The organism is Desulfococcus multivorans (assembly GCF_001854245.1).
GTDB lineage: Bacteria > Desulfobacterota > Desulfobacteria > Desulfobacterales > Desulfococcaceae > Desulfococcus > Desulfococcus multivorans.
In genome coordinates this window covers 4,191,591-4,211,017 of sequence record NZ_CP015381.1, presented here as the reverse complement: position 1 = coordinate 4,211,017, position 19,427 = coordinate 4,191,591, and the positions used below count along the sequence as shown (strand labels likewise).

Here is a 19,427-nt window from a genome sequence, read left to right as displayed (position 1 = left end):
GCTAAGGGTTCAGGAATGGAGATGGGTACGGCGGAGATCATCGTCGTTTGCGTCTGGGGAAGCGTTGTCCTGGCGGCTGCGCAGCACCTCGATCAGCTGGGACGCGTCGGACCGTGACAGCTCCGATGGGATGACCCCAAAAGCCTGGATGCAATATTGGTCGAGTTCCTGGCGAGGGATCCCCCGGTCCATGCCGAGTCTCAGGATATAGTTGAACTGCCTTTCCGTCAGGCGCTGACGGGATGTCTGTCGGGAGGGGAGCTGGCGAGAACAGGATGCTCCGCCGGCCTCCGGATACAGCGGCGTGACGTTGTCGCCGCGGTGCGTGTTCGAACGTTCCGATCGTTTTGACTGATACAGATGCAGACCCACGCCCAGAAGTGTCGCGCATTTCTTCAGGCTGTCGGTCGCCGCAGCCTTGAAGTCATCGGCGAGCGACACCATATCGCCGGTGTCTTTGTTCCGCGTGATGGCGCTCGACCCGAACTGCATCTTGGTAACGCCGCCGGCCTGGAGCCTGCCGATCACCACGACCTCATCGGATTTTTCCAGGATGTCCTGGGTTGTGATTTCGAAGGACCAGTTGCCGTCCAGGGCGTCGTTCAGGCGTTGGATGACGGTGTGCCCCTCGACGTAGTCAAGGGTACTGCCGAAATTACCCTTGCGTTGACGGATCTGAGCGGGATCGAAGGGCTGTTCGAGGAGTTCTCGGCTTTTCATCGTTATCTCCTTGTGTTCGTAGTTAAAAACGGGTTGTTTGTGGGTTGGGGAGTCAAACTGGGGGGATTATGTTTCTATACGGATATTATGTGCTATTATCTTATAACAAAAATTTGAAGGATTTTTGAAATGAGGGGGTGGGGGGGCAGTTTCTGACAGTGGGGACTATTGTCGGTGCTGGATTTGCCGGTGATGCGTGCGGAAAGTGAGATGGGTGGGAAGGTATATTTATCGTGGAATGACGCAGGAGTATGTCAGGGCTAACGACATGGATGTGCACCGGCGTCGGAGTTGTGTATCGGACGGGCCTGAAAAATGGAGTATACCGATAACAATCTGACTGAATCAGGAATTGACACGTTAAAATCGCCGGACCGGAGACTATAGTGCCACGGTCCGGCTATCTCCGAACTATCCATGAAGATAATCAATCCATCGCATCGCCTCCACATCACTGACTTTTCCGAGATACCTCTGGGTGGTTGACAGGTTTGAATGCCGCAGCAGGACTTTTGATACGATTTCAAGCGGCGTACCAGATCGAGATGCATATGTGGCGGCGTGTCTCCGAAGGTCATGAGGCCTGATATGGATGCCAACCATAGCGCCAGCCTTTTTTACAATCAACCTGGCAGCCGAATAGGTTATCGGGAAAATTCTGGCATCGGCTTCGATCTGCTTTTCTCGGATGTATTCCTTGAGTCGGTCTGCTAATTTTTGCGGTAGAAAAACCGCCTCAGCTTCTCTGCCGCTTTTGGGGGCTCGAATGATGGCTTTGCGATCGTCAATATCCATTGGAGTGAGTTGGAGAACCTCACCTACCCTCATGCAGCCTCGAGCCATGAGTTCGAGCATGATTCGATTCCGAGGGTTCTGCGTCCTGAATATGATTTCATTGACCACATCTTTTTCCAGAATTTTGAACTGGGTGATCTTTCCGGCTTTGAAAAGCTTGCGCAACGCGTGATTGTCACAAGGGTTTTGGAAATCAGAATCGACTGAATTCTTGATGAAGTTGAAGAAAACGGACAGAAGTGTGAATCGTAGTTTTTTGGTGGAAGGCTTCGTCCCATCTGACGTCTTGGACATGAATGCCACAATGTCTTCGGACGTTATGGACGATAGCTTTATATCTCCGAAATAATCCTGGAAATTGTTGAGGATGAATTCATAGTTCCTCAGCGTATTTTTTTTTCACGTTCATTCGCTGATAATTGAAAAAATGTGTAACACCTTCAAATAAAGTCATGAGGGCCTCCTTCGTTCATAGGGTTGCTAAATGTTTTAACCTCGGCAGATAAATCTGAACAAAGATAAGGATATAATGACCAGGATTAAAATTGAATTTGCTAAATATCTCACTACGGAAATCGATTTCAGCTAAAATGGCCTCGTAGGTTCGGATGAATTTACCAGACGTAGGCAGCCGATAAAAAAATCATCGCAGCAGAAGGTACCTTATTGAGATATGTTTAAATTTTTGTGCCCCGCTCCTGTTTTGTGATATGGACCGGAATATTCAAATCAGGGCATCTGAGGGGTATAGAAATCACGCCCCCATGGGGCCTTTCGGCGGAATCTAAAAACTGAAGCTTACCGACACTATTCTGGATTCTGTTTTTATTCCAGGATACTGTATAAATACATGAGCCAAGAACCTTTTGATTTGATGCACGATAGCTACAAAATCCTGAGCCCATATCAATTGAAAAAAATCTCATATACTGTATGCTGGCGTTGAACTTATTCTGGCTGAGGACTATTGGCAACTGTCCTCGGTTCAGATATCTTGATCATACAAGCACTTTGAAAGGATTGGTAATATTGGCAAGATATCCAAGATTTTTACAAATACATTTTTAGTAACTATTCAGCGAAATGTAGAAAAACTTAAAAAAACACTTGACATGGTTTTTGATCTAATTGTTGAAATTCAGATCGTTGTTGGTGCGTTTCAAGCAAAGAGCATACAGACTTTCTTATAGGCTGTTCAAGGCTTCTTTCGGCCCATGTGTAACGCCGGGCAAACAGAAAAAATAAAAATGCGACAGCATTCGTTACAGGACGAAAAAATTCGATTTCAAAACCTGTGCTATAGTAGGGGCAATGAATGACACAGGAACAGGATTGAATGAAAATCGAAAATATTGACATCCAGGCCGCAATCGAAAAAGCGCAGGCGCTGATTCGTGAAGACAAGCAGATTTCATCTGCCGTACGGTCAATGTTTGAGATTCTGATCCTGATCATCACCCTGCTCGCCAATCGCCTGAACCTGAACAGCACCAACAGCAGCAAGCCGCCGTCAAGCGATCCCAACAGGCAAAGAAGGCCTCGTCAAAAGAGCGACAAAAAGGCCGGCGGCCAGGAGGGCCATGTCGGCACGACTCTCAAGAAAGTCGAGACCCCTGACAGGATCGAAACGATCAAGGTCGACCGCCGTAAGCTGCCTATGGGCATATACCGCCACATCGGGTATGAAACGCGCCAGGTATTTGATATCGATATCTCGAGATTCGTTACCGAATATCAGGCTGAGATTGTGATGGACGAAAAGGGAAACCGATTTGTGGCGCCTTTCCCCAAAGACGTAACCAAAGCGGTCCAGTATGGAAACGGCATAAAGACCCACTCGGTTTACATGTCACAATTTCAGCTATTGCCCTACAACCGGATCCAGGATTACTTCGCCGACCAGCTGCAGATACCCCTCAGCGAGGGTTCCATCTTCAATTTCAACAACGAGGCCTTTCAGCTCCTGGAGGACTTTGAAAACCGGGTCAAAAATGAACTGGCCCAGGCCGGGGTCGCGAATGCCGACGAGACCGGCATCAATATCGGCGGCAAACGCTACTGGCTGCACGGTTTATCCAATGATCGATGGACCTGCTACCATCCTCATGAAAAAAGGGGCGCTGATGCCATGGACGATATGGGCATCCTGCCCAGGTTCAAGGGGATTTTATGCCATGATCACTGGAAGCCGTACTTTACCTATAACTGCATCCACGCGCTTTGCAATGCGCATCACCTGAGGGAATTGCAAAGAGCGTGGGAACAGGACGGCCAAAACTGGGCCAAAAACATGAAAACCCTCCTCGAAACGATCAACCGCAAGGTTATCGATGCCGGCGGAGCGTTGGATGCCGCTGAGTCCCAGAAATATCGCCGGCAATACCAGGATCTGATAAAACAGGGCGAAATTGAATGCCCCGAGCCCGTCAGACCAAAGGAAAAAGGCAAACGGGGTCGAATCAAAAAATCGAAGTCCAGGAATCTGCTCGAACGGTTGGACAATTATCAAAATGAAGTCCTCCGATTCATGGATATCGATTTTGTCCCGTTCACCAACAACCTGGGAGAAAACGACATCCGCATGACCAAGGTTCAGCAGAAAATATCCGGCTGCTTTCGATCGATTGAAGGCGCCAGAATCTTCTGCCGTATCCGGGGATACCTGTCGACTTGCCGAAAACAAGGGGTATCTTCAAGCCGAGCATTGGCGTTACTGTTTGACGGCAAATTGCCGGACTTTGTTGTCAGTGAAGTATGAGTTTAGCTCTTTGAAAATTATGCTGCCAGCTTGAGGGCAATGTCTTCTTCTCGTACTGCACCGAGCATTTTTTTTGCATCGTGCAGCACCGTATCGAAGGGATTCAGCCCCTGAAGTTCAGCAGATCTGAATAAGGTCATAAAAATCGCATGAGCTTCCGCACCCTGGTTTGAGCGATTCTGCTGTGAGATTTTCCGCGTCAAAACGGGCTTTCTGATCTGCTGTTCCGCATGGTTGTTGTATGGGCTGACGCCGTTATACTCCAAAAATGTGAAGAACTCATTTCTGTGGCGGATCAACCGCTTGATAAGCCTGTTGACATCCTTGTCCTCGCGAGATGATGCAATCAGTTGATCGAGCCGGAGGTAAAGTCTCATCTTGCGCCGATCGAACACTGGCGACGCCAGTTCGGCTTTCATTACACTCAGGCGCACCGCATCCATCAGCAAGCGGCCGAGTTTCTTCCTGAACAATTTCCAATCGGCCGATTTGTTGCACTTGTCCACCTTCGCCAATTCGGTGAACAGGTGATAGAAACACCTCTGGGTCGCCAGGGTGGCGATTTTGTTATAGGCCCCCCAGAAGTCACAGATGAGAATTCCTTCGAATAATTTGCCGATCACTTTTTTGATGACCGGGGAGCCGCGACTTTTGTCGATGATAAAATAGCAGAATCGATCGGTTGCAAAACACCAGAGCCAATGGGTAAGGCCGCTGATTCTCCACCCGGTTTCGTCAGCATGGAGCACTGCCGATTTTTGGATTTTTTTGCCGATATCGTCGTATAGCGGTTTCAGAATGACGCTCAGGTTCTTCCAGGCCTGGGTCAAACCGCCCGGGCTGACGTCAAAGGCACAAAAAACAGCCAACAACCTGGCGACATTTCGAACACTCATGCCCACCCAGTAATGAAGCCAGGCCGTCATGACCAGGAGGTTTATGCCGAGCACGGCGTTGGGTAAAGCGTCAGTGACCCTCGGATAAACCGCTTTTTTGCAGTTCGAGCACCAATATCCATGGACGGTGTGCTCGGTGACTTCAACTGCCACCGGTGGGATGTCCATGATATAGCGCTTGTGATTTTTGATCGGCTTTCCCAGAGGCAACCGGCATTCGGGACAGGATTCCAGAGTGTGCTCTCTATAATGGTCGATCTTTTCAGGTCGTTTCCGGGCAACGCCTGAATGGCCTTTTTTGCGACCGGGCTTTTTTCTGCGCTTCTTCCCCGGTTCTTTCAGGTACGGTGGCGTCATCCCCGATGGGCAGGTAGGGCTGACCGTTCCACAAAGGCGGTCGAATTTTTCCGCTTTGTCGGCAAGGGTCAGGATGGCATCGATGGCCTGTTCCCTGGGTAAATCCAGGATGGCGGCGGCTTCATCCCTGGTCATCGGCAAGCAGTCTCCTGAAGTGTCGATCCAGGGGATAAAGATAAACGGCCTTGGCTTGACCGTGGAACCGATATGCATTGCCCCTTTTGGCGCTGCCGCTGGTCTCTCCGACGCATTGCCAGTTGGCCGCCTTGTAACAGGTGCCTTCAAAGCGGGAAATATCGACGAACGTTTCCGCCAGGTAGATCCGGTGATGATAGGCCGTCTGCCAGTCCGCGCTCAAACGCCGGAGATTGAGCGCCAACACCTTGGAAGCGAGGTGTTTGACCCGAATCCACGGTGGAATCAGGAAACGCGCATTGTTGGCGACAAGGTGAAGCCGCTGCCGCCTTATGGCGGTCGACCAGCCGATGAAGTCATCCCGGCTTTTCACCTTGAAGGCCGCACTGGCCCATGCCAGGCAGGCGACAACCCGGCCATCGAGCCGGGCCAGATACTTCAGGTGCTCGCCGACAAGCCTGGGAACGCCCAGATAGTGATGGTGATGGAGCAGATATCCCCAGAGATAATCTTCGCCGGATTGGATGGGTTGAAGATGCAGGCCGGAGTAATCTTTGACAAGGCCCGCCATGGGAGTGTCGTTGAAAATGGGCGTTTGGGTAAAGGAGCGCCGTTTGTTATTGTTTTTCGGCCGCAGTCGGGGTGGTAGATCAACAAGGCCTTTTTCTTCCAGGCGCAAGAGAAGATCACGGGCGGCATATTCCTTGAATTTGCCGTTGGGTTGAACCCAGTCCCACTCCCGGCACAATACCCGCGAGATGTAGCTTCTGCCTCGGTGGTAATACCGTGAAATAGTGCCGCGTATATCTTCTACATCTTGTTGCGTAAGATCGCGAGATCGATATCGAAAAACAATTACGTTCATGCAGTCCTTCCATAGTATGGGGGACTACATACTATACCCTGATTTCTGACGCCAGTATTTTCTGGCTTTCAGGAAAAAATTTTCAAAGAGCTAAACTCATACTCAGTGAATAAGATATTCTCATTTTACGCTGAATAGTTACCATTTTTAAAGGGATATCTTTGTGTTATGTCAACCTTGGTATCGTGAAAAAATTTAGCTGCATAACAATACAAATCTCAATCTACATTAAGCCAGCTTCGGTCGCGAACGCGACCATGGATAGTCTGAAACGGAATGGCCAAGCGAGGGAAGGTCCCTAATCGGCCAGTAGCGGAAGATTGAATTATATATGGTATGAGAAACCTGGCACTCTAACGCAGAACTAAATTTAATGCAGTGCAATAGACTGTAAATGACCATTATCAGACATTCCCGCGAGTTGCTTTGACTCTCCAAATTCCTCAAAAGTGGACATTGGAAAGAACAGCGTTTCCCAGCCCAGAATATGTAACTATAGGATGAAGTTCAGTAGTTGACAACCAATCTTCAAAATGATGTTTTTATAAAACACTATAAAATGGTCGGTGAAAGGGAGGCCGGTCTCAAATTTTATCCTCGGAATACACCCCTATCATTGACCTCTCCAAACGACGTTACTGTCACTATTTTGAGTTTAATACAGCTGATGCAGACCAGCCGGTTTGCCGTTTTTACTTAGGTTCACTATCACTGAATCAAGAAAAGCGACTGCGGAAAGCTCGGGCATAGATACTGCTACGGTTCAACGAAAGATGCTTATGAGGCAATCTTAAAATGAAATTTTTTGTTTGGAATTGGTGCTCTCACCATGCGTCCTGCTGAAAAAGACTCCAGTCCTCGATCTACTGGACCAGCAGGCGGCCAGTTCGAGACGAAAGTCGGAACGTATTATGCGCTTGCCTTGCTGGCGAACACTGAGCCGCTCGGACTGCCCGGCGCGGTCGTCGATCGGCTTGAGTTCCAGAGAGGTGGCCAGGGCCATCCGCTTGATGACGTCATCGTGCGGGGCGCGACGCCTCAGGGCGAGGATCGGTGTCTTGAGGTCCAGGTCAAACGATCGATGGCGTTTACGGAAAACGACGCCAATTTCCAGTCTGTCGTGGACGGGATCGTCAAGGCGCGAAAGATCGAGCCGGATCGACGCTTCGCCGTCGCAATTGAGCGGACGACGGGCGTGATCGAGAATGGCGTGCAGGAAGCGCTGGAACTGGCACAGCAAACGATCGACGAGGCGTCGTTCTTAAGGCTTCTGGAGACACCTGGACGCAGCAACAAAGATATGCGGGCGTTCGTGGCCGCATTCAGAGCGCTCCTCGCGGCGAAGGACGAAACGGGGGACGACGTTCTCTATGACATCCTTCGGTCATTTTCAGTGCTGACTTTCGACTATGCACGTCCGAACTCTATGGCGGAGCATCATGACCGACTGCGTGCGCGGCATTTGGCATCTGAGAAAAGCGGCGCCGATCTCTATGACTCGTTATTCGGGCTCGTTCTTCGCGCCGACGCCATTGGCGGTGAACTGAACCGGGACGAATTGGTTCGAAAGCTGAACGACCTCGGCGTGAGCGTCGGCGCGGCGCCAGGGCTTGCCGTCGTGCGCCGCCATATCGAGGAACTGAGTCGCCATGCGCTCCAGGACATCGGTATGACGGTTAAGGGTTGCCAGCTCGCACGGGAAAAGCCCCGGCGCGAATTGGAGGGGCTGCTTCAGGCGGCGGAAACACAGGGCGGAGTTGTTGAAATATCGGGACCCAGTGGCGTCGGTAAATCCGGCTTGCTGAGAACCGCTATCGAGGCGCGCGAGGCGGTCTCGCGCATTTTGGTGTTGGCTCCGGACCGGACGCCATCTGGCGGCTGGCCAGCGATGCGCGCCGTTTTCGGCATCGATGCCACGGCTGACGAATTGCTGAGCGATCTCGCCTGCGACGGCGGAGGCTATCTCTGCATTGACGGCCTCGACCGTTTTCGCGACAGCGCGCAACGAAAAACGGTCATTGACCTCTTGCGGGCGGCGCTGCGTTGTCCGGGCGTGACGGTGCTGTTCACTGCGCGGCCCGGATGGGAGGATGAGGGCGCCCTCTGGATTGGCGAAGAGATGTTCGCGCACTTGTCTGCGCGCGGACGCATCATCGTGGAAGGGCTCGACGATGACGAAGCAGAGGCGCTCGCCAAGGCCGCCCCGCAGCTCGCGCCCCTGCTGAGGCCCGACCACCCGGCGAAACTGCTCGCCCGTAATTTGCTGAAATTGCGACTGTTGGTCAGCACGCGCCTCAATAAGAAGGAAGCGATCAGCGAAGCTGCGCTGGCGAGAGACTGGCAGGCATCCGGCGCGGCGGGGACGGGCGAGCGAACGAGAGGCGAGATACACTCCCGTAAGCGAGTGCTCAACGCTGTCGCCAACGGCCTCATCGACAATGCTGGACTTGTCGATGTCTCCGGTCAGGACGCGCAGGCTGTTGCAGAATTGATCGCGGACGAAGTGCTCGTCGAGATCCATCCGGATCGAGTCCGATTCCGGCATGATCTGTTTACAGACTGGGCGGTCGCCTGCGTTCTATTTGATGATCCTGGCGCGATTGACAGGCTTGGGCTGGGTGCCCCGCCGCCCTTCTGGATGACGCGCGGATTCGAGCTGGCGTGTCGAATGCTCGCCGAACGTAGCGAGGACGAGGCGTGGCCAAAACTGCTCAGGCATCTGGAGGCGGAAGGCGCCGCGCCCGGATGGGCGGGGCTGGCCCTGTTGGCGCTCGTCCGGTCCGAACGCGCGGACGCGTTGCTCGGGCGATACGACGCTTTTCTGCTCGAAGATGACGGTCGCCGTGCGGCGCAGTTGATCAGACGTTTTGTCGCGTCGCATACGCAGTCGGCAGCCCCCCTGTTCAATAAGGGTCTGCTGGGAGGGGTCGCTGCGCCGGAAGGGATGACCATTCCGAAAGGGCCGGAATGGATACACCTGATCTTGTGGTGTTTGCAGCGGTTTGGCCAGTTGGGAGCGACACCGTTGTCGGCTGCGATCGATCTTTTCCAGAAATGGCTTGTCTTTGCAGCGTTCGGCGAAAAGACAGTGACACCGATCTTGCTCGATCGCTACGCCGATATTCTGGTTGCGGCTATTGAACGGAGGGACCTTCCTTTGCCGCGATATGGTGAGCCTCTTCCGGAAATCAAATACGCTGTGACGGGCGATGCGCTTGATACGGCCCGACTCTACCTTGCGCTATGGGCGACGACCTCTCCTGGCGCAGCGGCACGTTATCTCAACGCTGTCAAGAACTCGAAGCGGCCGGAAGCAGCGATAAGCCAGATCCTCGAATTTCCTGGACGGTTGTTGGGCGCAGCACCTGCTGAATTCGCGGCCGCCTTTCTGCGCGCGCTCGAAGATGATGAGGAGGAAGACGAATTGCGTAGGAAGCCGGGGCGTCGCCGCTCCTATGCGATGTCTCGAGTTGACGGTCCTTTCGTGCTTGGCCGATGCGGCATCGGTGTGTTCACGGAAATCCTTGAAGCGGCGCCCGCGACGGGTGTTGCGTTCATCAAAACCTTGACCGAGAGCGTGTGTGCGCCGGAGGAGGGTTATCCGGAATTTTCGGTTCAGTTCCTGGGAACGACGCGCAGGATTGAGGCGCTGTTCAGTTATGGATGGTCACGCGGGCGCGCGCCGTCGGCCATGCTGACCAAGGCGTTAGCGGCGATGGAGCACTGGGCGCATAGGAGACTTGACGGGGGCGAGACGCTTGATGCTGTGATCGGAGACATCATCGCCGAGGGGCCGATCGTTGGCGCGCTTTGGCTTCTCATTGTCGATCTTGTCCTGTCTCATTCATCCCTAAAGGGAACGCCTCTCCGAGACGTTCTAGCGTCTCCGGAAACGTTGGCGATAGATGCCGGCCGCGCCAATCTTGACGCGGTCGATCGAATGGGTGGAGGAGTTCTGGGACGCGTCTGGCGGTCGGGACCGGCAGCCGATCAAGCTGTCGAGAAAGATTTGGCGGGTCGCGTGTCACGCAGCGTCGCACTGCATGACGTGATACCTCAGCTTGTCTTCAATCTGTCCAAGGAAGAACTAGGCGCACTGCAGGCACAGTTTGAAGCGGCGGTGAGCCGGCTTGGGCCGTGGACCGACGATGCGGTCGACTGGGCGTCGCCGCAATTCATGGCGTCCCATGCACTCCGCCTCGCCTCTCGGGACAATTATGAACTCGTCACGGAAAAGGACGCGGCAGGCGAGGAACGCAAGGGATGGATTTATAAATGGCCGCCCGGGCAGAAAAAATGGCTGGAAGAGGGGGCGGCAAAGGCGAATGCGGAGCACTTGACGTTCACCCGATCGTTAGCGGTCCGCTTTGCGATGGATGACGAAACCAAAGTCGTCAATGTTAGCGCCGCCGATGCGGAAGCGATTCTGGACGAGACTACCGCCGCTGCCCCAAACGAAAAGGAAGCGTCGCATGATCCGAACGATCCCTGGCTTGAGCGAGTCTCTGCGGCGGCGTTCCTCGCCCGAGTTGGGTCTCAGGAAGACGTAGTGCGGCGTCGGCAAGAGATTAAATCAATCTTCGAGCAAGCGCTGCAATTTCAGGGTCGGTCGAGAACCCTACCACGCGATGATGTCATGTACGACGCTCACTCGATGGCGATCGCCGGGCGTCTTTACCTTGCGGCAATTTCTGGAGATGAAGCGGAAACGGAAGATCTCCTACAGGCCGTGGCCACATATCCCTCGAGCGCTGCGCCGGCATTTCTTCGTCATGGAGGTGCCGTGGAGAAGATCGATCAAAAACTTTTGATCTCGCTTAGCCGAATCGCGCTTCTCGCCTGCATGATTCCACGGCGTGCGCATTATGGGGAGGACAAAGCAACTTACGACAAACGCCGCGCTGATTTGGAGTCGCGCCTTGCCTCTCGGATCGAAGCAGAGCGGCAATGGCGGAAAGGTGGCGCGGAGCCGGACTGGCCGACGCCTCCGCCACGGAGAACGCGGCGTCGAAAACGGACCCTGATAATAAGAGGAGCAGATGGCGCAGGAAAACGCGCCCCGCGCGAATCGGAGTGGCCGGACTATTATTACGATGAAAAGACCGGGACGACCTGGTTGCGGATTCTCACACGCCTTGGCCCAAGCGCCGGATCGACGTCGAAGGCGGTGATGCGCGCCAATCGTGACTGGCTTCTGGAGACGAACAGGTCGGGGGAGGACGGAGAAGACGACAGCGACATCGAGCGTGTCTGGACGCGCGGCTTGATGGACTATGCGGCGGCGCATGCCCGTCACTGGTCGGGTGAAATGTGCCAGGAACTAGTAGTCGACGTGCTCAAAGCCTTTTCAGATGAAGCTTTCATCGACGCTGCGGCGGCGTTTATCGTGCAGAGTGATCTTCATTTTATTGAAGGAGATGCGGCGGATCGAGCCTATCTGTTGTCAGTGCGTGAGGCTTTCTGGCCACGCCTCAAGGAGACATGGCATTGGCGCAGCCATTTGCGGTCGTCGAGAGGTGGCATGGAGATTAACCTAAAAGAGCTTGTCAGCGCATTTTACATGCGGTTGTACTACGGGTTCGGTGATGGACCGTCTTACACAAAGGGTTTATCCGACCCTGAGCTGACGCCGTTCATACCGCTGCTGTCGGAGATCGCCGGCGAGGCGCCATCATGCCCGACCATCGCCCACCTGTATCTGAATGTCCTCGAATGCCTGGATCCATCGACGGCTGAGGGGCCGCTCGCCGTTACGGCGGAACAATGGGCGAACAAAGCGAACAATCGTTTTTGGAACGAGCTCGGCGTTGGGCGCCGGGTTCTCACAGTCGGACAAAAAGCGGCGGTTTTTTCCGATATATCAGCGTGGAATGCTGTTTTTGAGGCGCTCATGGCGGCAGGCGTGACGGTTGAGACCGAGTTTTTAGAGCGCCTTCACGGGGAGGCGAACCAATGAGTTCGGGAGCTTCAAAGACTTCGCCGGAGGCGGCATACACTAGAGGATTCGATAAATCAAGACTGGCAGATGTATTTTTCAGAACGACAAAATTCAACCATTGTGATCAAAAACTTCAGTATTCAGACGCTGGCCTTTTTCAAGGATACCATGACAAATCTGCACTAAACCCGAAGTAACCAACCCTCAAACAAAAGAAAAGGGCCGGGCCGGAGCCACATATTACCCGGTCCGGCCCTGCCCTCCAAATTTGCCCATTCCTTCACATTGATTTTGCGATGCCCCAGCATGCCGCCGCGGTATGTTCGACAATGCCATAGATCTCCTTTCCGTATCCTTCTACTTCATCGTCGCCATCATCTGCAGCCAGTGCGGTTATGCCGTGGGAAACCGGTGATGATGGAGACGATGTTGCCTGATGTTATCGAACATGGGCTTTGTGGGCCCTCGTCGACCCTTCGTAAAAAAAGATCGTGGCGTGACGGGCACCTCAGGCAGCGGAGGATGCTGTATGGGCAGGCGGCGGCTTTCGAAGTGATGGGGCTGACGAAATGGGCGTAATGTTGCCGGTCCTGGACGTGTTTCCGTGGTACTGCTGGTCGTCAGCGGTCCGGCCCGAAAAACTTGGCTGCTGTGTCGTTCTATGAGCTGGAGCCGCGGTAGTTCCGCCCCATCATTGGTGCTGCCTGTCGGTGGAATCCGAGTGGCCGTTTTTGTAGGTCGATGGGATCACGACCGGATCGGGGGTCCAGGTGATCGACCATAAGTACTTTGAGTTGCTCAGAGGTACCGCGGCGGCACTTTTGAGGGCGGCCTTGTATTCCCGGTTCACCATTTTGATGTACCGAGTTTTCCTCGGGTGTTCGGTGTCCTCAATCTGTGGGGCGGTAGTATAACCCCGGTTTTGCGGATGGTAGGCAGAACGACCTCGGTGATCCAGTCTTCGAACTTCTCCGCGGAGGGCAACTTGGACCGTGTGATCAGGCGGTACAGGTTGGATTCGGGGATGATAGTGATCCCCCTGGGGCTGGAAGTCAAAGGTGTTGATTCAACACCTTTTAACATTTTCGGATACTTAAAGTGCATCCGCACAGCCTGCTTAGCGTCTGCGTACCCCAAGATCTTCGCCACCTCATTTCCGACGAACCACGGCTGTCCGTCTTCGCCAGTGATGGCCGTGAGGTCGTGGCCGTTGAACTGGAAAATGCTTTTCAGGAGACCGCTCATTTCGGCCCGGGCGGGCGTGGTGGTGGGAGTGGGCTGACACGGACCTTCGCCAAGTCTTTGGGCTGGGGCTTGGCCATAACCCGTGTGGGCAAAGTTGCTGCAGCAGATATGATGTCGGATTTCCGCAGCCGGGTAATGAATTTTCACCCATAGTTCGTCGGCTTATAGCGTTGCACTCGTGCTTCCTTCAGACGATGCCTCTCGACAACGCCCTTGCCTTCGGCTAATGTTTATGTCTATATCTCACGATATCGACAAGGTTCACACATAGGGGACTTTCACCCCATAAGTTCACGCCCAAGCCGGGCGTACACAACCGCATCAACTCGGTCTGGCAATTCCGTTGCGCTCCAAAGCCAGCCGGTTAAACTGAGCGTTGTGTGAGGAGAACGAAATGCAAATCTCAGATCTGATCGCGCTGGCAGCATTTGCAGTCGCAATCCTCTCCGCGATATACGCGCGGCGGGCAGCGATTCATGCGCACCGCGCCAACGAGATCACGGTCAAGAATGCGCTCCACCCCTACAGGCTTGCAGTCTTCACGGCGCTCGTTGATTTCCTCCACTTCTGCTCGACCTACAGAACTCTCCAGTCGGTTGGCAAGGTCAAGGGGACGAATGACTTGATTGCCCGACTGGATAGATTCAAGGGGGAAGTTGCCCAACGTGGCCCGCTTGACATGGCCGAGGTCGAAAAGGTGATCGAGGAGACCAATGCGAAGACATGGCAACTTCAGAGGAGTCTTGATCGCCTTGGAGAACCAAGCGATCGCCGGAAAGATGATGAGTACTTCGCCGAGGAAGACAGGATGCACGAACTCCTTGATTGGTTCGCCTCCAAGGAGAAGGAGGCCCCGACCATCTTTGAACGCTACCTGAAAATCACACAACAACCGGATCGAACGCGACTCCGGTAAGGCCGCCGAGTACAGCGTCCTCACCGGAGCGGTTCATCCGAGGTGTTATCCCCTTTGGAGCATCTATGCGTGCTGACATTTCACATTTCTACTCGCTGAAGACAGTAATCGAACAACTCCTTGGTAAAGAGGCATGGCTTGATCTCAAGGAGGCAACTTCGCTCACGAAGTGGCGGGTGTATGTCTTGAAGCTAATCGCCGTTATACGCGTAAGCATCAAAGAGTCAGTCCAGATAGTGGACCAGGCTTGGCTTGACGCCGTGAGAGATAATCTAGACGACGGAAAGGCTTCCGCAAAGGCTGCAAAGACTATCGACGAACTCCTGTCAGGTTTTGCTGCAACACTCCTAAGACAGGTCTTTCTCCAAATCGGCATGCTGCCAAATAGAACCACGGCTCGTAGGGTAACCCTTAGCCGTCAGTATTGGCGCCTGGATAGCCATCGTAGCGTTCAGTATGTTCAGACTCCCCAGCAGATTGAGGCAGCATTCTGGAGCGTTCAACAACGCCAGCTTGGATTTGAGCGGCAAATGGAACTCCGCGATGAATACCGAGCGAGCAGAAGTAAGCTCCCTTATTGGCGTTGGTGTCAAGAGAAAGAGGGCTATCGGGGTAATGAGTAGCCTTACGGTTGCCCCCGCCCACGCCACCGGCGCTGATGAATAAAGATCCTATCATGGAGTGTTCCAAATCTGATTTTCTCCAGGATACCATGACTAATCTGCACTGACCCGAAGTAACGTACCGTCACAAAAAAAGCCGGGCTGGAGCCACATACTATCCAGCCCGGCCCTCCAAGTCCCCCATTCCGTCTCATAGATTTTGTGATGACCCGGCATGCCGGCGCGGTATGTTCGAAAAGGCCATAGGCTTCTCCTTCCCCAGACCTCGACTTCACCATCCTTCGCAGCCATTGCGGTACTGCCGGGGGAGATCGGCATGACAACCAAATCCCCCATCCTGCCCGAACGGCTCCGCAAGGTGCCGAAGCAGTTCAGCTGGCTCGATCACCGACTGGTCCGTGACCGCCATATCGAAGCCTGCTCCCACCCCGCGGCGGCCCTGTTCCTGGTTACTGTCGGCGACAGGATGGGGCTCATCTACTACGGCGACGCGTCCATCATGAAGCGGCTCTCCATGGACCAGAGTACCCTTGAAAGCGCCAGGTGCAACCTGATCCGGATCGGGCTGATCGCCTGGAAAAGACCGCTCTACCAGGTGCTGTCCCTGGATGTGCATCACCCCGATGTCCCCAGGCAAACAACGGCGCAGCCCCTGTCCCTTGGCGAGATCCTCAAAAAAGCCGCGGGAGGCGCCGCATGATCGATTATGAGGCTTTTGTCCGGATCAAGCACTACCATGAGCACCAGGGGTTGAGCCCTGCCCAGATCGCCGAGGCGCTGGACCTCGACGACCAGACCGTTCGGAAATGGCTTGCCGAAAAGCAATACCGCCCGCGAACGCCGGTCCATCGCAGGAGCAAACTGGACCCCTTTAAATCCTATATCGTCCGTCTGGTGGAAACCCATCCCTATACGGCGGTCCAGGTGTTTCAAAAAATCCGGGAAGAGGGGTTTGACGGCGGCTACACCATCGTCAAGGAATACGTGCAAAAGATCCGGCCCCGAAGGACCCCGCCCTTCCTCAAGCTTTCCTTCGCGCCGGGGGAATGCGCCCAGGTGGACTGGGGCTCGTACGGATCGGTTCCCGTAGGATCTACCAGCCGCCGCCTCAGTTTTTAAAATCCGCCGTCCTGAAACGCATCGTCGGCAGGCAGCCGGTCTTCAACCCCAGATACCTCGATTTTGCGAAACATTGCGGCTTTACCATCTGTCCCTGCGGGGTCGGCAAGGGAAATGAAAAAGGGCGCGTAGACAATGTCTGCGTCCACGGCGAAACCGGAAAGAAGCCTGTAGATCTTTTTGCCGAGATACCCCTTCATCCCTACGACATCGCCGCCATCACCCCCCATCCAGGCATCCAGCCAGTTCAGGGCCATCGTGGATACCAACCGTTACTCCGTACCTGCGGAGGATGTAACATGGATCCGGACGACAACACCCTCGTTAAAAACCTGAAAGTTCTAAAACTCTGCTTTATCGGCGAAAATACGCTCACCACGGCCAGGACCGCCGGCCGCCAGAAAGACGAGCTGAAAAAGTATGTCAAGCCGGACCTTCTTATTGACGAACTCGGGTACCTGCCCGTCGACAATCACGGCGCCGATCTTCTCTTCCCGATTATCAGCCAAGGACTGGCCCGAGATCTTCAACAACGACAGCACCCTCACGTCGGCGCTCTTTGACCGGTTGCTGCACCACACAGAATCGTCGTCATTACCCTCTAAATCTCGTTCATTTTAATCCGTCATGCTTGCAGCATGTTCACGCCGCTGCTGACAGCAAGTTAAATTGAGGAGGCAAACATAAAGATAACTCTTTGATTATCATGGCTAAAAAAAAAATTGCTTAACTTCTCCGGGCTTTCGTTCATATCTCTAGTACAGGGCATAGGTTGTTACAGCCCATTCGGGCCGGTCAGTGTCCCTTTTATCCGTCATGCTTGCAGCATGTTCACGCCGCTGCTGACAGCAAGTTAAATTGAGGAGGCAAACATAGAGATAACTCTTTGATTATCATGGCTAAAAAAAATTGCTTAACTTCTCCGGGCAATGGTCCATCTATATAGTATAGGGCATTGGTTTTACAGCCCATTCGGGCCGGTCGGCGACCCTTTTATCGATTAAAATCGCAGTAATCGAAGGAGGAAAACAACATGAACATGCAGGAATTTGCAGACAAACTGGAAATCACCCGTCAATGCGTACATCACTGGTGCACCGGTCGCGCGAGGATATCCGTGCGGTTGGCCAAGCGGGTACGGGAGCTTACGGGGGTCCCCCTGGAGACCCTCCTAGACATGGGACCACAGGACATCCGGGCGATGATCAAGGACCAGGAGGTGATGTGATGGAGGGAGCCAATGTGGACTGGGGACTCATCGGCTATGCGGAGGACACTCCCCTGGAATACCACCCAGGCATAGTGGCTTGGTCATACCTGGAGAATGTTAAGAAATTCCGGCGCCTGGACTTCGGGGGCGGCCGGGTGATGCTCTATGATGTGGCCAACCAGGAAGCTTATACCAAGATGCCGGACGACGGAAGCAGGGATGATGAATTGATTATGGCCACTGCCGAATTGTTAGACATAGTGTACAGGGACGTGAGCGGGGAGACGTTTGTCAACATCGATTGTATGAAGCACATCGCAACATTTGTGGATATGCCTGAGCGGCTGTTGCTGGCGATGCATCGGCTGTGGGTGGATGTGTTGGAGATGGTGATTAATGATGAGGAGGAATGAAATGAATGAGGATACCGTTAACACCAAGGTCGCTGAAATAGTTAAAATCAACCAGTGGTTCAGGGCTGGTATTCAGGTGCGGCCCGAGGTCCTGGGGGTGGTCAAGTACAGCCCACGGCACCGAAGAGACTCAGGCTGGATGGGCAAGCGGATGATCTCGGTGGCAGATACGATCGATCAGTGTAACCCTATGTGGCTGGTCCAGATGATGTACGAACTGGGCTGGTGGGGGTATTGGATCGGCAGGGCGTTTGGATTTTAGGGGCCGAGGCGGATTAACAAGGTGGGGCGGGTAAGATCGAAGGTACGCCTTTCTCGCCCCTCAAAAAAGAACAGCGCCTCCCGGGTTGCAGAGGCCCATGAGACGCCAAGTGAAAGGATGTTGATATGATTAACCAAAATCATACCACAATAGATGACTATGTCAACGGTATAGCCGTCTGTGTCCCAGAATATCGTACTGAGGCCTCAAGCAGGAGCTTTAGGCTTGGGTCAAAACCTGTCGATGAGAAGCGATCTGTGCCGTAAATGAACAAAAGACAGGGGTGTGCTGGGATATGCTGCCGCTCCTGCATAACCAAAAAGAAAGCGCCTCCGAGGGCTGAGATCCCAAGGAGGCGCACCGAGTAACATTTAATACAGGAAATTTTATCTATGTCTTATACTACAATAAAACATTCGGTTACGGTTGTCAAACCTAAATTAGTTCCCCCTAACACTCTTTCAATTGCAGAGTGCGAAGTATTCACCAGTAGGTTCGATGAAGAAAACGGTCTGCCCGACGGCCTCAGCGTCTCACAAAAGGGTAACATCCAGATCAAACTGAAAGTTTCGGTCGTATGTGTGCTCAACGGGCGTAGCGCCGACATATCCGATGATATATACCACGGCGAGTACAACGGTCTGGAGTTCATCGACTACCTTGTGGTTGAGACCAAAAATGAGAACAAGTTCGCGGTCAACAAGTCTAAGAAGATCCTACGGGGCATCTTGGCCTGCAAATACGGTGTTCAGGTCAATAGCAAGGACCCTGAGGTGCAGAAGAAGCTGATTTTGCATATTGGCGATATATACTGCCTGGACCGTACGCTGTTTCCGTGCAGTCTCAATGTTTTCGGGGACCGTAACACAATCGATAAGATAGTAGATCCTTCCCATCCACGGTGGGAAGAATTTATGGATCGTGGGCGTGAAGTACTCTCCTGGCGTTACTACGAAGGACCGAGGCATGCGTCGGGGAGGCCACTCAACGACCAGGAGTTGGCGGAAAAATTTCCGGCCTTATACCAGTGGCGCCAAGAAATTAAACAGAATAACGAGGCGTTGCGAAGGTACAGGGCAATGGAGAGAGAATTTGAAGACGGGAGCAAGCTTTTGTACATCGGCAGTGGGGGTGAAGACGGCTTCATGGTTTTATAAATAATACAGGAGAACAAA

16 protein-coding genes and 2 pseudogenes are annotated in these 19,427 nt (G+C 53.5%); 11 read left to right on the top strand and 7 right to left on the bottom strand.

Annotated elements, in window-relative coordinates:
* Positions 1 to 9 precede the first annotated feature (9 nt).
* The 3 genes and pseudogenes from dmul_RS18375 to dmul_RS21300 form a co-directional block, all read right to left on the bottom strand.
* Positions 10 to 720, bottom strand: coding sequence for a Rad52/22 double-strand break repair protein (locus dmul_RS18375; RefSeq protein ID WP_020878831.1), 711 nt, complete (start codon positions 718 to 720; stop codon positions 10 to 12).
* Positions 721 to 1,131: 411 nt separating this feature from the next.
* Positions 1,132 to 1,809 (bottom strand): tyrosine-type recombinase/integrase, encoded by a 678-nt coding sequence (locus dmul_RS18370; RefSeq protein ID WP_020878830.1) that lies wholly within the window; start codon positions 1,807 to 1,809, stop codon positions 1,132 to 1,134.
* Between the two features lie 3 nt (positions 1,810 to 1,812).
* Positions 1,813 to 1,902 (bottom strand): annotated as a pseudogene (locus tag dmul_RS21300) (hypothetical protein); the annotation flags it as partial.
* Between the two features lie 949 nt (positions 1,903 to 2,851).
* On the opposite strand from dmul_RS21300, the gene tnpC (dmul_RS18365) reads away from it, so the two are divergent.
* The gene (gene tnpC / locus dmul_RS18365) at positions 2,852 to 4,273 is read left to right on the top strand and encodes an IS66 family transposase (protein ID WP_020875404.1); all 1,422 of its coding nucleotides are present in this window, start codon (positions 2,852 to 2,854) and stop codon (positions 4,271 to 4,273) included.
* A 17-nt stretch (positions 4,274 to 4,290) separates the two neighbouring features.
* On the opposite strand, the gene tnpC (dmul_RS18360) is transcribed toward tnpC (dmul_RS18365), so the two are convergent.
* Positions 4,291 to 5,661 (bottom strand): IS66 family transposase, encoded by a 1,371-nt coding sequence (gene tnpC, locus dmul_RS18360; protein WP_020875403.1) that lies wholly within the window; start codon positions 5,659 to 5,661, stop codon positions 4,291 to 4,293.
* A complete protein-coding gene (locus dmul_RS18355; RefSeq protein WP_020875402.1) occupies positions 5,648 to 6,526 on the bottom strand; it encodes a Druantia anti-phage system protein DruA in 879 nt (292 codons plus the stop codon). Before dmul_RS18355 ends, tnpC (dmul_RS18360) begins: the two co-directional genes overlap by 14 nt.
* Positions 6,527 to 7,355: 829 nt before the next feature.
* Here dmul_RS18355 and dmul_RS18350 point away from each other — a divergent pair.
* Positions 7,356 to 12,482, top strand: a complete 5,127-nt coding sequence (locus dmul_RS18350; RefSeq protein WP_020875279.1) for an NACHT domain-containing protein — start codon at positions 7,356 to 7,358, stop codon at positions 12,480 to 12,482.
* An 828-nt stretch (positions 12,483 to 13,310) separates the two neighbouring features.
* Here dmul_RS18350 and dmul_RS18345 read toward each other — a convergent pair.
* Positions 13,311 to 13,856 (bottom strand): BRO-N domain-containing protein, encoded by a 546-nt coding sequence (locus dmul_RS18345; protein WP_218921099.1) that lies wholly within the window; start codon positions 13,854 to 13,856, stop codon positions 13,311 to 13,313.
* Between the two features lie 247 nt (positions 13,857 to 14,103).
* On the opposite strand from dmul_RS18345, the gene dmul_RS18340 reads away from it, so the two are divergent.
* The 4 genes from dmul_RS18340 to dmul_RS20645 all read left to right on the top strand — a co-directional run bounded on the left by dmul_RS18340 (position 14,104) and on the right by dmul_RS20645 (position 16,367).
* Entirely contained in the window at positions 14,104 to 14,625 is a 522-nt protein-coding gene (locus tag dmul_RS18340) for a hypothetical protein (RefSeq protein WP_020878655.1), read from the top strand.
* Positions 14,626 to 14,690: 65 nt separating this feature from the next.
* On the top strand, positions 14,691 to 15,248 hold the full coding sequence (locus dmul_RS18335; protein WP_020878654.1) for a hypothetical protein: 558 nt from the start codon (positions 14,691 to 14,693) through the stop codon (positions 15,246 to 15,248).
* A 316-nt stretch (positions 15,249 to 15,564) separates the two neighbouring features.
* Entirely contained in the window at positions 15,565 to 15,948 is a 384-nt protein-coding gene (locus tag dmul_RS18325; RefSeq protein WP_020878653.1) for a hypothetical protein, read from the top strand.
* A complete protein-coding gene (locus dmul_RS20645; RefSeq protein ID WP_020878652.1) occupies positions 15,945 to 16,367 on the top strand; it encodes a transposase in 423 nt (140 codons plus the stop codon). The genes dmul_RS18325 and dmul_RS20645 overlap by 4 nt, the downstream gene beginning before the upstream one ends.
* Here dmul_RS20645 and dmul_RS20640 read toward each other — a convergent pair.
* Positions 16,364 to 16,636: a hypothetical protein gene (locus dmul_RS20640; protein ID WP_020878651.1), complete on the bottom strand. Its 273-nt coding sequence runs from the start codon at positions 16,634 to 16,636 to the stop codon at positions 16,364 to 16,366. The two genes, dmul_RS20645 and dmul_RS20640, sit on opposite strands and share 4 nt — an antisense overlap.
* A 30-nt stretch (positions 16,637 to 16,666) precedes the next feature.
* Here dmul_RS20640 and dmul_RS18310 point away from each other — a divergent pair.
* The 5 genes and pseudogenes from dmul_RS18310 to dmul_RS18290 all read left to right on the top strand — a co-directional run bounded on the left by dmul_RS18310 (position 16,667) and on the right by dmul_RS18290 (position 19,409).
* Positions 16,667 to 16,988, top strand: a pseudogene (locus tag dmul_RS18310) (ATP-binding protein).
* A 412-nt stretch (positions 16,989 to 17,400) separates the two neighbouring features.
* Entirely contained in the window at positions 17,401 to 17,595 is a 195-nt protein-coding gene (locus tag dmul_RS18305; protein WP_020878649.1) for a helix-turn-helix transcriptional regulator, read from the top strand.
* Positions 17,595 to 17,990, top strand: coding sequence for a hypothetical protein (locus dmul_RS18300; RefSeq protein ID WP_020878648.1), 396 nt, complete (start codon positions 17,595 to 17,597; stop codon positions 17,988 to 17,990). The genes dmul_RS18305 and dmul_RS18300 overlap by 1 nt, the downstream gene beginning before the upstream one ends.
* Positions 17,974 to 18,252: a hypothetical protein gene (locus dmul_RS18295; protein ID WP_144016636.1), complete on the top strand. Its 279-nt coding sequence runs from the start codon at positions 17,974 to 17,976 to the stop codon at positions 18,250 to 18,252. Before dmul_RS18300 ends, dmul_RS18295 begins: the two co-directional genes overlap by 17 nt.
* A gap of 392 nt (positions 18,253 to 18,644) precedes the next feature.
* Positions 18,645 to 19,409 carry a hypothetical protein gene (locus dmul_RS18290; protein ID WP_020878646.1) on the top strand — a complete coding sequence of 255 codons (765 nt, stop codon included), beginning with the start codon at positions 18,645 to 18,647 and terminating at the stop codon, positions 19,407 to 19,409.
* Positions 19,410 to 19,427 lie beyond the last annotated feature (18 nt).

Excerpts from the sequence above, each read along its gene's own strand:
- tnpC (WP_020875403.1), bottom strand. The coding sequence starts at position 5,661 with ATGACCAGGGATGAAGCCGCCGCCATCCTGGATTTACCCAGGGAACAG.
- dmul_RS18340 (WP_020878655.1), top strand. The coding sequence starts at position 14,104 with ATGCAAATCTCAGATCTGATCGCGCTGGCAGCATTTGCAGTCGCAATC.
- dmul_RS18335 (WP_020878654.1), top strand. The coding sequence starts at position 14,691 with ATGCGTGCTGACATTTCACATTTCTACTCGCTGAAGACAGTAATCGAA.
- dmul_RS18295 (WP_144016636.1), top strand. The coding sequence starts at position 17,974 with ATGATGAGGAGGAATGAAATGAATGAGGATACCGTTAACACCAAGGTC.
- dmul_RS18350 (WP_020875279.1), top strand. The coding sequence starts at position 7,356 with ATGCGTCCTGCTGAAAAAGACTCCAGTCCTCGATCTACTGGACCAGCA.
- dmul_RS18305 (WP_020878649.1), top strand. The coding sequence starts at position 17,401 with ATGAACATGCAGGAATTTGCAGACAAACTGGAAATCACCCGTCAATGC.
- dmul_RS18300 (WP_020878648.1), top strand. The coding sequence starts at position 17,595 with ATGGAGGGAGCCAATGTGGACTGGGGACTCATCGGCTATGCGGAGGAC.
- dmul_RS18290 (WP_020878646.1), top strand. The coding sequence starts at position 18,645 with ATGTCTTATACTACAATAAAACATTCGGTTACGGTTGTCAAACCTAAA.
- dmul_RS18355 (WP_020875402.1), bottom strand. The coding sequence starts at position 6,526 with ATGAACGTAATTGTTTTTCGATATCGATCTCGCGATCTTACGCAACAA.
- dmul_RS18375 (WP_020878831.1), bottom strand. The coding sequence starts at position 720 with ATGAAAAGCCGAGAACTCCTCGAACAGCCCTTCGATCCCGCTCAGATC.
- dmul_RS18370 (WP_020878830.1), bottom strand. The coding sequence starts at position 1,809 with ATGTCCAAGACGTCAGATGGGACGAAGCCTTCCACCAAAAAACTACGA.
- dmul_RS18325 (WP_020878653.1), top strand. The coding sequence starts at position 15,565 with ATGACAACCAAATCCCCCATCCTGCCCGAACGGCTCCGCAAGGTGCCG.
- dmul_RS20645 (WP_020878652.1), top strand. The coding sequence starts at position 15,945 with ATGATCGATTATGAGGCTTTTGTCCGGATCAAGCACTACCATGAGCAC.
- tnpC (WP_020875404.1), top strand. The coding sequence starts at position 2,852 with ATGAAAATCGAAAATATTGACATCCAGGCCGCAATCGAAAAAGCGCAG.